General features: G+C 34.1%; 18 protein-coding genes, 1 tRNA gene and 1 pseudogene. 6 read left to right on the top strand and 14 right to left on the bottom strand.

Going from position 1 to position 13,643, the window contains the following annotated elements:
• A pseudogene (locus HNR52_RS11190) lies at positions 1–180 on the top strand (IS110 family transposase); the annotation flags it as partial.
• A 112-nt stretch (positions 181–292) separates the two neighbouring features.
• On the opposite strand, the gene tgt reads toward HNR52_RS11190, so the two are convergent.
• The 8 genes from tgt to HNR52_RS11150 form a co-directional block, all read right to left on the bottom strand.
• Positions 293–1,438 (bottom strand): tRNA guanosine(34) transglycosylase Tgt, encoded by a 1,146-nt coding sequence (tgt, locus tag HNR52_RS11185; protein WP_013788201.1) that lies wholly within the window; start codon positions 1,436–1,438, stop codon positions 293–295.
• A 13-nt stretch (positions 1,439–1,451) separates the two neighbouring features.
• Positions 1,452–2,477 (bottom strand): tRNA preQ1(34) S-adenosylmethionine ribosyltransferase-isomerase QueA, encoded by a 1,026-nt coding sequence (gene queA, locus HNR52_RS11180; protein WP_013788202.1) that lies wholly within the window; start codon positions 2,475–2,477, stop codon positions 1,452–1,454.
• 29 nt (positions 2,478–2,506) lie between these two features.
• Positions 2,507–4,096, bottom strand: coding sequence for a SpoIID/LytB domain-containing protein (locus tag HNR52_RS11175; RefSeq protein ID WP_435620601.1), 1,590 nt, complete (start codon positions 4,094–4,096; stop codon positions 2,507–2,509).
• A gap of 13 nt (positions 4,097–4,109) precedes the next feature.
• Positions 4,110–4,322, bottom strand: coding sequence for a DUF2905 domain-containing protein (locus HNR52_RS11170; RefSeq protein ID WP_013788204.1), 213 nt, complete (start codon positions 4,320–4,322; stop codon positions 4,110–4,112).
• A gap of 9 nt (positions 4,323–4,331) precedes the next feature.
• Positions 4,332–5,327, bottom strand: a complete 996-nt coding sequence (gene ruvB, locus HNR52_RS11165; protein WP_013788205.1) for a Holliday junction branch migration DNA helicase RuvB — start codon at positions 5,325–5,327, stop codon at positions 4,332–4,334.
• Between the two features lie 9 nt (positions 5,328–5,336).
• The gene (gene ruvA, locus HNR52_RS11160) at positions 5,337–5,897 is read right to left on the bottom strand and encodes a Holliday junction branch migration protein RuvA (protein ID WP_013788206.1); all 561 of its coding nucleotides are present in this window, start codon (positions 5,895–5,897) and stop codon (positions 5,337–5,339) included.
• On the bottom strand, positions 5,894–6,391 hold the full coding sequence (gene ruvC / locus HNR52_RS11155; RefSeq protein ID WP_013788207.1) for a crossover junction endodeoxyribonuclease RuvC: 498 nt from the start codon (positions 6,389–6,391) through the stop codon (positions 5,894–5,896). Before ruvC ends, ruvA begins: the two co-directional genes overlap by 4 nt.
• 76 nt (positions 6,392–6,467) lie before the next feature.
• Positions 6,468–7,043 (bottom strand): hypothetical protein, encoded by a 576-nt coding sequence (locus HNR52_RS11150; protein WP_435620600.1) that lies wholly within the window; start codon positions 7,041–7,043, stop codon positions 6,468–6,470.
• A gap of 118 nt (positions 7,044–7,161) precedes the next feature.
• Between HNR52_RS11150 and HNR52_RS11145 the strand changes: the two genes are divergently transcribed.
• Positions 7,162–7,608: a chemotaxis protein CheW gene (locus HNR52_RS11145; protein ID WP_013788209.1), complete on the top strand. Its 447-nt coding sequence runs from the start codon at positions 7,162–7,164 to the stop codon at positions 7,606–7,608.
• Between the two features lie 9 nt (positions 7,609–7,617).
• On the opposite strand, the gene HNR52_RS11140 is transcribed toward HNR52_RS11145, so the two are convergent.
• Positions 7,618–8,352 (bottom strand): YebC/PmpR family DNA-binding transcriptional regulator, encoded by a 735-nt coding sequence (locus HNR52_RS11140; RefSeq protein ID WP_013788210.1) that lies wholly within the window; start codon positions 8,350–8,352, stop codon positions 7,618–7,620.
• A gap of 188 nt (positions 8,353–8,540) precedes the next feature.
• Here HNR52_RS11140 and HNR52_RS11135 point away from each other — a divergent pair, with 188 nt between their 5' ends.
• Both HNR52_RS11135 and HNR52_RS11130 read left to right on the top strand, forming a co-directional pair.
• Positions 8,541–8,900 carry a sulfite exporter TauE/SafE family protein gene (locus HNR52_RS11135; protein ID WP_013788211.1) on the top strand — a complete coding sequence of 120 codons (360 nt, stop codon included), beginning with the start codon at positions 8,541–8,543 and terminating at the stop codon, positions 8,898–8,900.
• A 21-nt stretch (positions 8,901–8,921) separates the two neighbouring features.
• Positions 8,922–9,317 (top strand): sulfite exporter TauE/SafE family protein, encoded by a 396-nt coding sequence (locus tag HNR52_RS11130; RefSeq protein ID WP_435620599.1) that lies wholly within the window; start codon positions 8,922–8,924, stop codon positions 9,315–9,317.
• Positions 9,318–9,408: 91 nt separating this feature from the next.
• Here the strand turns inward: HNR52_RS11130 and HNR52_RS11125 are convergent, their stop codons facing one another.
• From HNR52_RS11125 to HNR52_RS11110, 4 genes are all read right to left on the bottom strand, one after another.
• Positions 9,409–9,798 (bottom strand): CoA-binding protein, encoded by a 390-nt coding sequence (locus HNR52_RS11125; protein WP_013788213.1) that lies wholly within the window; start codon positions 9,796–9,798, stop codon positions 9,409–9,411.
• Between the two features lie 18 nt (positions 9,799–9,816).
• Entirely contained in the window at positions 9,817–10,056 is a 240-nt protein-coding gene (locus tag HNR52_RS11120; RefSeq protein ID WP_013788214.1) for a hypothetical protein, read from the bottom strand.
• A 69-nt stretch (positions 10,057–10,125) separates the two neighbouring features.
• Positions 10,126–10,773 carry a YigZ family protein gene (locus tag HNR52_RS11115; protein ID WP_013788215.1) on the bottom strand — a complete coding sequence of 216 codons (648 nt, stop codon included), beginning with the start codon at positions 10,771–10,773 and terminating at the stop codon, positions 10,126–10,128.
• A gap of 66 nt (positions 10,774–10,839) precedes the next feature.
• Positions 10,840–11,268, bottom strand: a complete 429-nt coding sequence (locus tag HNR52_RS11110; protein WP_013788216.1) for an NUDIX hydrolase — start codon at positions 11,266–11,268, stop codon at positions 10,840–10,842.
• A gap of 238 nt (positions 11,269–11,506) precedes the next feature.
• On the opposite strand from HNR52_RS11110, the gene HNR52_RS11105 reads away from it, so the two are divergent.
• Positions 11,507–11,992 (top strand): DUF3189 family protein, encoded by a 486-nt coding sequence (locus tag HNR52_RS11105; RefSeq protein WP_013788217.1) that lies wholly within the window; start codon positions 11,507–11,509, stop codon positions 11,990–11,992.
• Here HNR52_RS11105 and hflX read toward each other — a convergent pair.
• Positions 11,979–13,217, bottom strand: coding sequence for a GTPase HflX (gene hflX, locus HNR52_RS11100; RefSeq protein ID WP_013788218.1), 1,239 nt, complete (start codon positions 13,215–13,217; stop codon positions 11,979–11,981). The two genes, HNR52_RS11105 and hflX, sit on opposite strands and share 14 nt — an antisense overlap.
• Positions 13,218–13,339: 122 nt before the next feature.
• On the opposite strand from hflX, the gene HNR52_RS11095 reads away from it, so the two are divergent.
• Positions 13,340–13,426: transfer RNA gene (locus HNR52_RS11095), tRNA-Leu, on the top strand.
• The last annotated feature ends 217 nt before the right edge of the window (positions 13,427–13,643 follow it).

Raw genomic sequence — 13,643 nt, 5'->3', positions numbered from 1 at the left:
AAATATTGTCCTGAGTTTTCACAATACTATGCTCGCAAATTTAATGAAAGTAAAACTCATAAACACAAACGTGCTTTAGTTTTAACGGCACGCAAAGCTGTAAGGTTAGTCTTTGCTCTGCTGCGCGAAGAAAAACTTTATAAACCACCAGCAATGAAAGGAGATGATTGTAAAGAATAACATATTATTCTATTCCCATAATTAACATATATTTCCATTGCTGTTTTTGGTAATGGTTAGCTTTGCTATACTCTTTTTTAGCTATTTTTTTTAAAAAATTTTTTTGATTTTTTTAATCACCCCTTGACATATTACCGAAATACTTGTACCCGTATTTTTTATAAAATTGTGATTTAAATTCAAGCAGCTTGTCTTGCTTTATAGCATTTCTAATGTCCTCCATAAGTCTCGTTAAAAACCTCAAATTGTGAATTGTTGCAAGCCTTGCTGCTAAAATTTCATTAGCTTTAAAAAGATGCCTTATGTATGCCCTTGAAAAGTTTTTACATGTATAGCAATCACATTCGGCATCTAATGGAATAAACTCTTCAGCATGTGGAGCATCTCTTACTATAAGCCTACCTGTGCTGGTTAGAACTGTTCCATTTCTCGCTATACGTGTAGGCAAAACACAATCAAACATATCGACTCCTCTTATTACACCTTCTATCAAATCATCTGGACTTCCAACACCCATCAGATATCGAGGTTTATCTTGAGGAAGATAATCTGTAGTTAGATCTACCACATGATACATCAATTGTTTTTCTTCGCCAACGCTTAATCCACCTATAGAATATCCCGGAAAATCCATATCAACTAATCTATTTGCACATTCTTTTCTCAAGTCATCGTAAGTACCACCTTGCACAATACCAAAAAGCGCTTGTTTGTCCGTATTTTTATGTGCTTCTTTCCCTCTTTTAGCCCATCTTAATGTCAATTCCATAGAATTTTTTACATAACCATAATCAGCGGGATATGGCGCACACTCGTCAAAAGACATTATAATGTCTGCACCTAATGCATTTTCTATTTCTATCACTTTTTCTGGCGTCAAAAAATGCCTTGAACCGTCTATATGTGAACGAAATTCGACTCCTTCTTCCGTGATTTTCCTAAGTGGTCCTAAGCTAAACACTTGAAATCCACCGCTGTCAGTCAGTATAGCTCTATCCCAATTCATAAATTTATGCAATCCGCCAGCTTTTTTTATAAGCTCATGTCCCGGCCTTAAATATAAATGATATGTATTGCTCAATATTATATTAGCCCCAATTTCTTTAAGTTCCTCAGGAGTCATGGCCTTCACAGTTGCTTGAGTGCCAACTGGCATAAAAACCGGTGTCTCAATATCCCCATGTGGAGTGTGAAGTACTCCCAGTCTTGCTTTTGTATTTTTTTCTCTTTTTAATAAGTCGTATTTTATAGCCGTCATCGTTTCCTCCTAATCAAATAATTAGCATAGCATCGCCAAAACTATAAAATCTATATTTATTTTCTATGGCAGTCTTGTAGGCATTCATGACATTCTCCTTTCCAGCAAATGCAGAGATCATCATGATAAGCGTTGATTCAGGCAAATGAAAATTTGTTATTATGCCATCTATTGCTTTATACTTATATCCAGGATAAATAAAAATGTCAGTCCACCCGCTGCCAGCGTGAATAATTCCATCATCATCGGCAACAGTCTCTAAAGTTCGAGTAGATGTAGTACCGACTGATATTATCCTGCCACCTGCCTTTCTGGCAGCATTAATCGCATCCGCTGCATCTTCATTCACTATATAAAATTCAGAGTGCATCTTATGGTTCTCAATTACTTCCTCTTTGACAGGTCTAAATGTACCCAGCCCTACATGAAGCGTTATAAAAACCGTCTTAACTCCAAATTCTCTTATCTTATCTAAAAGCTCATTTGTAAAGTGAAGTCCAGCAGTAGGAGCTGCAGCAGAACCTTCATGTTTTGCGTACACTGTCTGATACATGTTTTTATCTTTCAATTTTTTCTTTATGTATGGCGGTATAGGCATCTCACCCAGTTTATCAAGCACTTCCTCAAAAACACCTTCATAGCTAAATCTCACAATTCTCCCGCCAGCATCTGTATCTGATAATATTAAAGCTTTCAGTTCTCCATTGCCAAAAATAAACTTAGAACCTATTTTGGCTCTTCGTCCTGGTTTTACTAATATTTCCCATTCATCAATTCCAAGTCTTTTTAAAAGAACAAATTCTATTTTTCCCCCAGTGTCCTCTCTAACGCCGTATAATCTTGCTGGTATTACCTTTGTATCATTTAGCACAAGAACATCATTTGGTTTCAAATAGGTTAATATATTTTTAAAAATATCATGCTTTATTTCACCTGTATCTTTATTTAAAACCATCAATCTTGATTCATCGCGATTTTGAAGAGGTTCTTGTGCGATAAGCTCTTCAGGTAAATCGTAGTAAAATTCGTGCAAATTCATAATAATGCCTCCAAATTTCTGCGTAAATTTTATAAAGCCTTATTGTTTATTGTATCATAAACATAGATTCCTTTATAGTAGTATTTTAATATGTCTATATAATTATACCCATGATCTGCCATTCCACGAGCTCCATATTGGCTCAGCCCAACGCCATGTCCGTATCCACTGCCATTTATAGTAAATATAGTAGACGATCCATTTTGGCTGGTAATTTTAATCGTTTTGCTTTGTCCTAAAATGTACAAATCGTTGTTCTCAACAATCTTTTGCCCACTCGCAGACATGACTGCTAAACCAGACAATGATTTACTGACAATGCCCTGTTGTGACTGAATATAAGTAGTATTGCTATTTGAAGCACTACCATTTCCACTTATTGTTATCATATTGCTTTTAAGTCCAAAAAAATTTCTTATATCATTTTTACTTAAAACATAATTACCTTTATCTCCATAAATCGTTACCTGTATAGCCCTGCCAGTCCAACTCTTGCTGGTCACTTGAATATTTGTAATATTACCTATATCAATGCCACTACTTTTTAACTTTTGAGCAACAGAATCAGCGGTAACACTTACAGTCCAATTGTCAATGGCTTCATTATACCCGAAAACATACTTATCTTCAACACCTCTTAGATAGGGAACGCTATTTGTATAGACATTTTCACTATCTTCTGTATAACCGCCACTATGTGAATGGAATATAGCTTCTATAGGCTGACCATTGTATATTGCTATTACTCCTTTTGTATCATCAACAGCCTTATTTGTATTTGGATTTTCTCCATCGTATCCATTGTATACTTGGCAATTTACATCATCTGTCAAATCAAATCCATATTTGCTGTATTCCCCAATATTGTACACTGCATAAGTTCTTGCCGCTACAGCCTGTGCTTTTAAAGCTTCTATGTTCCACGAGGCAGGCATTTCTGCAGGAACAACACCATATAAATACTCCTCCAGCGGCAAAACGTTTATCGCAGTCATGTCGCTATTCTGTTGCCTTATGAATTCAAAGTACCCTCTGTATCTTTTCCCATTAATAGATATTGGTCCATCACCAGACGTGTCCATAAGATAAATCTGATTACTTGCTGCATCTAAAAATACAGATTTCCCATTTTGAACTATTACTATATGATTGTTTGGAGATACCAACTTAACATCCGAAAATTTAGATTTAAGGCTATTCATTGCTGCAGTTGCATCAGATTGACTTAAATACGGACCAATGTAAATATGATAATTGCCATCATATCCTACAACTGAATTTGAAACATCAGAGCTTAGCTTTGTTTGTTGGCTGTCAGCCATCGCTTGATCGGAAAAATTGCCTTCTTGCAAGTAAAAGTTGTCATCTTTTATTACCTGAACATTGTTATATGAAATATTGTATATTGTTTTTACATTGCCAGCACCATCGTCTACGCCTACTTTGAATCCGCTTGAAGAAACTATTGAATAAGACGGCAACGAATTAGAAGCATAAAAAAGCCCTATTTTTATCAAAGACGGCATATTTACACTGGCGTTTACATAGCTTACAGTACTCATCAAAACAAGTGTAAAAAGTAAGAAAAACGAAACAAACTTTTTAAACCTCACAATCATGACCCCTTTACGTTTATTTTCTAAAAAGCCATAATATTAAAGTCAAAACAACGCTTAAAATTATTGACGACATCAATGGAAAGTAAAAAGTAAAATTGCCTTTTTTAAATACAATATCACCAGGCAAATGTCCAATTCCAAACTTTCCGCCAAAAAATAATATTAAACCAACTATTGTAAGCACTATGCCTATGCCAATCAACATTTTCCCAAATTCCTGAAACATATGGATCCCTCACTCAGGTAAGCTGTAATTGAGATACTCATAAGCCAATTTTGTCGCTATCCTACCCCTTGGAGTCCTGTTTAAAAATCCAATCTGCATCAAATATGGTTCATAAACATCTTCAATCGTATCGCTTTCTTCACCAATTGAAGCCGCAATAGTGTCAATGCCGACAGGCCCTCCAGAAAATTTCTCGATGATAGATTTTAACATTTTTCTATCTATATGCTCAAGTCCCATATCATCTACGCCCAACATATCAAGGGCATCTTTTGCTATATGAAAATCAATAAAGCCATTGCCCTTCACTTGAGCAAAATCTCTAACTCTCTTTAAAAGCCTATTTGCTATCCTTGGCGTTCCCCTGGAACGGCGACCCAGCTCATAAGCAGCCTCATCATTGATACCTATATTCAATATAGCTGATGACCTTTTTATGATCTCGCTTAATTCTTCAACAGAATAAAACTCCAACCTCATGATTACACCAAATCTGTCCCTTAATGGAGAAGTCATCAGTCCAGCCCTTGTCGTCGCTCCTATAAGAGTAAAATGTGGCAAATCGAGCCGCAGTGATCTTGCACTTGGTCCTTTTCCAATTATTATATCTAATTCAAAGTCTTCCATAGCTGGATATAAAATTTCTTCCACACTTCTATTAAGCCTGTGTATTTCATCAATAAAAAGAATATCATTTTCTTGTAGGTTAGTAAGTATCGCTGCTAAATCTCCTGCTCTTTCTATGGCTGGTCCCGAAGTTATTCTAATGCCAACACCCATCTCATTTGATATAATGTTGGCAAGTGTAGTTTTGCCAAGACCAGGTGGTCCAAAAAGCAGTACATGGTCTAATGGTTCACTTCTCATCTTAGCTGCCTCTATGTAAATTTTTAGTTCCTCTTTAATCTTCATCTGTCCTATGTATTCAGACAATCTTTTTGGCCGTAAAGAATACTCGGAGGCGTCTTCCGGCGTAAAATTCTGCGTTAAAATCCTCTCCTCCATTTTATCACCTTATTTCATAAGCTTTTTCAATGCCTCTTTTAAAGCAGACTCTAAATTTGAACAGTCCACTCCCTCTAATGCTTTTATAGACTCTTGTTTTGTATATCCAAGTGATAACAGCGCATCAACCACATCATTTGACAAATCATCAAGTTTTACATCATGAGCAAATGTTAACTTGTCTTTAAGCTCCAATATAATCCGCTGTGCAGTTTTTTTGCCAATGCCTGGTGACTTTTCTATAGCCTTTGAATCGCTGTTTCTTATGGCATCATAAAAACCTTCAATGGAAATTGTCGACAATATTGAAACTGCTGCTTTAGGTCCAACGCCATTTACAGCTATCAATTTTTTAAAAATCTCCACTTCATTTGTCGTCAAAAATCCATAAAGTTGAAATCCATCCTCTTTAACATGCATATATGTATAAAGCTTAATTATCTCACTTGTATTTGTCAAGTGACTTAAAGTGCTCCTTGGCACTATTATTTTAAAACCTATGCCAAGCGTTTCAATAACAACGTAGTCAATGCCTTTTTCAACAATATGACCCTTTATGTAATCTATCATTTTAATGACCCCAATTTCGCATTCAAAATATTGCTGTTGCTGTGGCAAAGTGCAACTGCCAGCGCGTCGGCAACATCATCTGGTTTTGGTATCTCATCTAACCTTAAGATTGCCTTTACCATATTCTGAACTTGCTTTTTTTCAGCTCTCCCGTAACCTACTACAGATTGTTTTACTTGCAATGGAGTATATTCAAACACTTGTATTCCACAATTTACTGCAGCTAAAATAGCCACGCCTCTTGCTTCACCTATAGTTATGACAGTTTTAGCATTCTTGTTAAAAAAAAGCTCTTCAATGGCCATCACATCAGGCCTATACTTTTCAATCAGAGAATTTATACCATCGTACACGTCTTTAAGTCTCAAACTTTTTTCGGCTCCAACTGGCGTTGTAATAGCCCCATAATCCAAAACCTTAAATTTTCCACCATTGTCATCAATTATTCCATAGCCTACAATTGCAATTCCAGGATCAATACCAATAATTCTCATCAAATTCCTCCTCGTATACTATTTTAACATCTACATCGTACATAGACAAGAAAAAACTCCCTAAAATATCGGGAGTTTAGCTGCTTAAATTTGCAAGTATTGAGTATGCTTCATCCGCATCTTTCACAACAATATTGTTTAAAATCCTCTCTTTATCGTTTGGATTTAAATTATTTACCAAAATGTCCGTCTTTTCCACAAGGGTTTTCCCACCATTTCCATCTGATTTATATAATGACACATACCCATTCAAGCTGGAAATTATGTAATAACCTGGTGGAAAACCATCTTCTTCTTTGTAAAATATCACTTCTTCACTGTCAAATTTTTTAATACTCCATCCACGATAAATCTTTGAAATCTCGTCTTCGCTTTTACCAGCAATCGAAGCACCTATTGTTTGTTCTTCCTTTATTATATCTCCAGTTCCTTTATATAACGTCTCGAAAATCAATTTTCCATTTGGACTGACACTGCTACTGGTAAGAATGCTATTGACTTTTGTATTGGTATATTGCGGCATTTTTGAAGAATGATTGTAATATCTTATATAATACAAGTATCCTGCTAAAAAAATCGCAACAAAAATCAATACAATAGGTATGATTTTCCTTATAAAATATTTCATGTGATAATTACCTACCTTCACCATTACAATTTAACTTTTTTGTAATTATACCCAATAAAAAATTTTTTATACTAAAATTTTTTGAAGGATTTTGTAAAATTATATCGAATATTATCATTTGAAAGGAGTTGATTAATATAATATGCTAAATCAAATTGTTATATTCAAATTAAACGACGAGGAATTTTGCGTAGATATAATGGATGTATTAGAGATAATCCGTATGCAGTCAATAACAAAAGTACCTGATGTGCCAAGCTTTGTAGAAGGCATTATCAATCTGAGGGGCACAGTAATACCAATCATAGATCTTAAAAAAAGACTAAACATGAAACTTACAGAATACGACGATGACACAAGAATAATAATCATCAAAATCAATGAAAAATCCGTTGGATTTATCGTTGATTCTGTAACAGAAGTATTACATGTAGAGCCTGAATCTATAAAAGAAGCACCAGATATCATAGCAGGAATAGGAAAAGAATACATAGAATCAGTAGTAAGCTATGACGAACGCCTGATTATAAACTTAAATTTAGAAAAAATACTGACAGAAAAAGAAAAAAAGGAGATAGAAGAAATGTAATCATTTCTTCTACTCCTCATCATCTGGCATATCGACGTTATGATATACTTCTTGCACATCATCATTTTCTTCCAACTTTTCTATGAATTTTTCAAATTTTTCATAATCGCTATCAGAAAGTTTTACCCTGTTTTGCGGAATCATCGTTATTTCAGCGGAAGACATGACATATCCCGCCTTATTTATTGCATCTTTAACAGCTTGAAAGTTAGAAGGATCCGTCAAAATCTCATATTCATCGCCATCAGATGAAAAATCGTCAGCTCCTGCATCTATTGCAACCATAGCCAATTCATCTTCATCGATATTATCACTCTTTTCCACCGTTATAATGCCTTTTTTGTCAAACATCCAAGCGACGCATCCAGTTGAACCTAAGCTTCCACCGCTTCTATCAAATATATGCCTTATATCTCCAGCAGTCCTATTCTTGTTATCTGTCAAAGCCTCTACTATTATTGCAGAACCTGCAGGTCCATATCCTTCATAAACGACTTCCTCCAAATTACCACCGCTTAACTCTCCAGTGCCTTTCTTTATAGCCCTCTGTATGTTCTCGTTTGGAAGGTTATTAGCTTTGGCTTTTTCTATAGCATCCCTTAATTTGCTGTTAGTCTCAGGATCACCGCCTTCTTTCGCCGCCATTATTATGTCTTTTGTAAGTTTTGTAAATATTTTCCCTTTCTGCGCATCCATCTTTTCTTTTTTGTGCTTTATATTAGCCCATTTTGAATGTCCAGACATAAAAATAAACCTCCTTTACTTTGTGCCAAAATTATTTTATCAAAAAAAGCCTCATAAGTAAATTTAAAATCGCTTCAAAAAATCAGTCATATCATTAAGACTAATACATAAAAATTTTAAACCTATACATATCTTATGTCAATTATGCAAGAATAATATAATAAAAAGTTTAAGGTGATATTGATGAAATGAAAAGATATGTAAAATTAATACTCATTGGCTTTATGACTGGAGTTTTAAATGGACTATTTGGAGCTGGCGGTGGAACTATCATCGTACCTTTTATGGTTTTTTTGCTTGGAATCGAAGACCATAAAGCACATGCGACAGCGATATCAATAATTCTTCCACTGACAATTTTTAGCTCTATCATATACATTAAAAGCGGCATATTTAATTTGCCGATAACTTTAAATGTTACACTGGGCAGTGTAGTAGGCGGTCTTTTAGGTGCATCTATCTTAAATAAAGTTCCTATAAAGTATTTGCGAAAAATATTTGGAATGATAATGATTGCTGCGTCTATAAGGATTTTATTGACTAAATAATTTCGAAAGGGATACAATGAAATGAAATTATTTATAATAGGTTTTTTATCTGGCATCATTGGGGGCATGGGTATTGGCGGTGGAACAATTTTAATCCCAAGTTTGACTATTTTTGCAAATATTGAGCAACACATGGCTCAAAGTGTAAATTTATTATCATTCATTCCGACAGCCACCATCGCACTCCTATATCATTTAAAGCAAAAAAATGTAGTTTTAAATATTATTTTAAATATAATATTAAGCGGTTTAGTGGGAAGTCTTATCGGCTCATATATATCAATTTACATCAATTCATACATGTTAAAAAGGCTATTTGCAGTATTCCTATTTATCATGGGAATTTACGAAATAATATCAAAGCAAAAGATAGGTGAAAAACAAAATGAAAAAGCGCAAAATAAAAAAATCAAGTAAAAAATTTAAAATAAATAAATCTAAACTGGAAGTATGCGAAAACTATTATGTTACAAATGACATTAATTGGGATGGCAGAGGCGAAACTTGATTACTTTCGCCTATCTGTCTCCATCATTACACACGTATTGTAAACAACATTAAGTCCTAAATTATTAGCTTTTTCAATCAGTTCATCGCTTTCAGCTCCTGGCTGAAACCAAATAATATCCACACCGAGTTTTGCCGCTTCTTCAACAAAAGCATCACCTATTTTAGGGGATACAACCATATCAACAACCTCAGGAACAACTGGCAGCTTTGATAATGATTCGTAGCACTTATCACCATCAACAATTTCATAATTAGGGTTAACAGGATAAACAGTATAACCTTCCAACTTTAAATTTTTGTATATCTTGTAGCCAAACTTATTTTTTCTATCTGTAGCACCTACAACAGCCCATACCTTTCTCTTTAGAGCTTCTTCAACATAATCCATTTTATCACACCTTTCAAATTATCTTATCATTAGATACTTATTTGTCCTCTCTTGGCATTTTCCGTTTATATATGACATTTCATCAATAGGTTTAACAAGTAAAACAGATGTATGGGAATGTTTTCTTTTGGCTCTCGGCATTCTATTGCCGCTTTCAAAAGCGTCTATTATATTTTTAGCTTTAAAGTACCTTGTAACAGTTATTTCTTTTGAATTGCCTAAATGACCACATGAAATCAAGACTTTGTAATAATTCATTTAATGCACCCCCAGAATATGTGGCAATTCAAATTGATTTTATTAAATTCTATACAAGGTACAAAATGATTATTCTAAATATTTATCACCCGTTTTATAGAGATATAAATCATTTCCTTCTTTAATGATAGATTTTGCGTTTGTCAAATTTATAATATGCTTTATAAAATCATCTCTTTCGTCATATTTAACGTACACAGTCAATATAACCTTGTCAGTGTATTCGATATTTTTAATTATATAATTATTTTTCAACAACTCGTTTTGTACTGTGCCAAATATAGTGTAATCTACAGTTATGTACAAACTTTTAAACAGGATCTTTTCAACGATAGTTGCAGCCTCAAGCCCTAGCTTTGCGCTCTTGACATAAGCCCTTATTAAGCCACCAGCACCAAGCAGTATACCTCCAAAATACCTTGTCACAACAACAGCTACATTTTTTAATCCTTCATTCTTTATAACATTTAAAACAGGTACGCCGGCTGTGCCAGAAGGCTCCCCATCATCGCTATACCTCTGTACCTCATCCCTTTCTCCTAAAATATAAGCATACACATTGTGTGTAGCATCCCTATGAGCACTTTTTATACTATTTACAAACTCGATTGCTTCATCTTCGTTTTGTACAGGTTTTGCATGTCCTATAAACCGCGATCGCTTTATTTCTACTTCTTTACATCCATATTTATATATCGTTTTATAAGTATAGAGCAAACTACCACCTCGTAATAAATTATACCAAACTTTTGCATAAAAATAAAAGCCATAAGGCTTTTATTTTTATGCAATAACCTTGTTTAAAGATTTGTACTTGTAATAAGAAACGTTTACTAAAGCCCTGTCCTGACTATAAGTTATAAGTTCCAAAGCCTTCTCAATTGGGTAAAAGCCGCCGTCTGAAAAGCCATCTTCACTGCTAATATTGAATTCTCCATCATCTGTAGACATTAAATACCATGTGATTTTATTGTAGACAGGACGTTGACGTGTAACAGAATAGAATTCATAGCTAGTTTCACCAGCAGTAGACAGGACATTCAAAGATTTTAAGCCGGTTTCAGCCCGTACTCTCCTTAACGCTGCATCAACAGACAGTTCATTGTTTCTTATTGCGCCTTTAGGCAATACCCACTCATTTTTTTCATTCTTTAGGAGAAATACCTCATCTCCCCTAAATACAACTCCACCAGAACATTCTCTTATTAACATATATAAGCCCCCTAAGCTTTTTATATTTATTGTGATTTAATCACAATATTTGCTTATTATATAATATTCTTTATAAACTCTTAAATTCCTTCTAAAATTTTATTTTTAATTTTATTTTATTATTTCCACAACAAAAGAAAATTATGTATAAATTTATCTTCGTTTCTAAAAATGGTTAAAAATCTTAGAATAATTAATATAGATTCTATCAAAAATATATTTGAAAGGAGCGATTTGAATGCATATTATTTACCATTGTTACGGAGGAACTCATACATCGGTTATAGCTTCTTATATCCATATTGGGATGTTGCCAACAGATAAAATTCCTTCAAAATCAGAAATTGAAGGAATTCCTATGTTTGACAGATTAAATGGTCAAAATGATACAGGTCATATAGTATTAATAGGTACAGATGAATATGGAAACAACGTATATTCTTTAGGCGTAAAAAATGGAAAAAAACTCGTGGAGCCAGCTTTAAAAGATCTATATTATCATTTATTCAATACAAATGATGGTTTGCTTATTATTGATACATCATCTGCTACAAACTGGATAATGAAAATAGGTGGTTTCACGTCCATAGCTTTGAAAATGCCTGTAATAGGAAGACCTCTTGTATCATATGGAGTGACAAAAGCATACAAAAACATAGTTCAGATTGTAAAAAATGTAAAAGCACAAGAAAGTGCTGGATATAACGCTATCAAGAGACAATAAAATCTTTCAACACATTTCTCTCCATCGCACTTACTTGTGCTTTTATCTTGATTCCTTTTTCATCATACTCCTCTTTTAAAATTTTAGAGTTTTTCTTCAAAAACAAGTATTCATTATTGTTTGCATAAGAGAAATAGAAATCCAAAATAGATAAATCACTGTATGCAAATCTATCAATCATTTCTAACAATTTGTCAATGCCAATTCTTTCTTTAGCAGAAATATATACACTATCACCTTTGTTTTCAGGCACCTTGTCCAAAAGATCGGATTTGTTGTACACATTTATCTTAGGCTTATTAATCACATCAAGATCTTTAAGAACACCCTCAACCACATTGATTTTATGCATTACATCTTTCGCAGATATATCTATAACATGAAGTAAGACATCTGCATATTTTAGCTCCTCCAATGTAGACTTAAAAGCTTCCACCAAATCATGTGGCAACTTTCTTATAAATCCCACCGTATCAATTAAAACAATTTCTCTCCCAGATGGCAAAATAAGTTTCCTTGCTGTTGGATCAAGTGTAGCAAAAAGCTTATCTTCAGCATAGACAGAAGCATTTGTAAGTACATTCATCAATGTAGATTTGCCAGCATTTGTGTATCCTATTATGGCTACGACAGGAACTTCATTTTTTTTCCTTCTCCCTCTTAAGAGCTCTCTGTGTCTTCTTAAATCATCTATTTTTGCTTCGATCGCTCTTATTCGCTCCTTAATATGTCGCCTATCTGTCTCAAGTTTTGTCTCACCTGGACCTCTTGTCCCTATACCACCACCTAACCTCGATAAATCATTTCCGATTCCTTGAAGTCTCGGCAATCTGTACTTCAACTGAGCAAGTTCAACTTGAAGCATACCCTCTGCCGACTTCGCTCTTTTCGCAAAAATGTCTAGAATAAGACCTGTCCTATCGATTACTTTTTTATTCACAACATCTTCGATATTTTTAATCTGGATACCCGTAAGCTCATCATTAACAATTATCATACTAACATCATTATTTCCAATGAATTCTTTTAATTCCATAAGCTTGCCTTTACCTATATAACTTGTCCTATCTATGTTCGTTCTTGATTGTGTCACTACACCTACAACTTCTGCACCGGCTGTCTCTGCCAGCTCTTTTAATTCGTCCATGCTTTCATTATCTTCATCATTTATAATTACTCCCACTAATACTGCCTTTTCCTTGCTATCATTCATTTCATTGCCCATAAAACTCACTCCACACATGTATTCGATACATATATATTATCCTGTCTTAACAAAATAATCAACATTTTTAAATTAGGTATTGAAATTTTAGCTTTTATATGATAATATATCTAATGTGACGTGCCGAAGTGGTGAAACTGGCAGACGCGCTGGACTCAAAATCCAGTGGTAGCAATACCGTGTGGGTTCGAGTCCCACCTTCGGCACCAAAGTTAATCTAATAATTTTGTTTTTATAGGTGAAGTTTGACTACATTTTGACTACACAAAATATATGAATATAGAAAATGAGTGTGTTGACTACAAAAAGTAGTCAATTTTTTATTTTGGAGCTATAGATGAGAAAAATTGATAACAAATATTACCATAAAATAGATACACTACGCCTATGCTAACTGTAGTTCTTCTAAAATTTCATCAATAGGTA

The sequence above is a fragment of the Thermoanaerobacterium thermosulfurigenes genome, from assembly GCF_051201035.1.
Lineage (GTDB): Bacteria > Bacillota > Thermoanaerobacteria > Thermoanaerobacterales > Thermoanaerobacteraceae > Thermoanaerobacterium > Thermoanaerobacterium thermosulfurigenes.
Note: the sequence above shows the minus strand (reverse complement) of the source record. Positions and strands in the feature narration are given on the sequence as shown.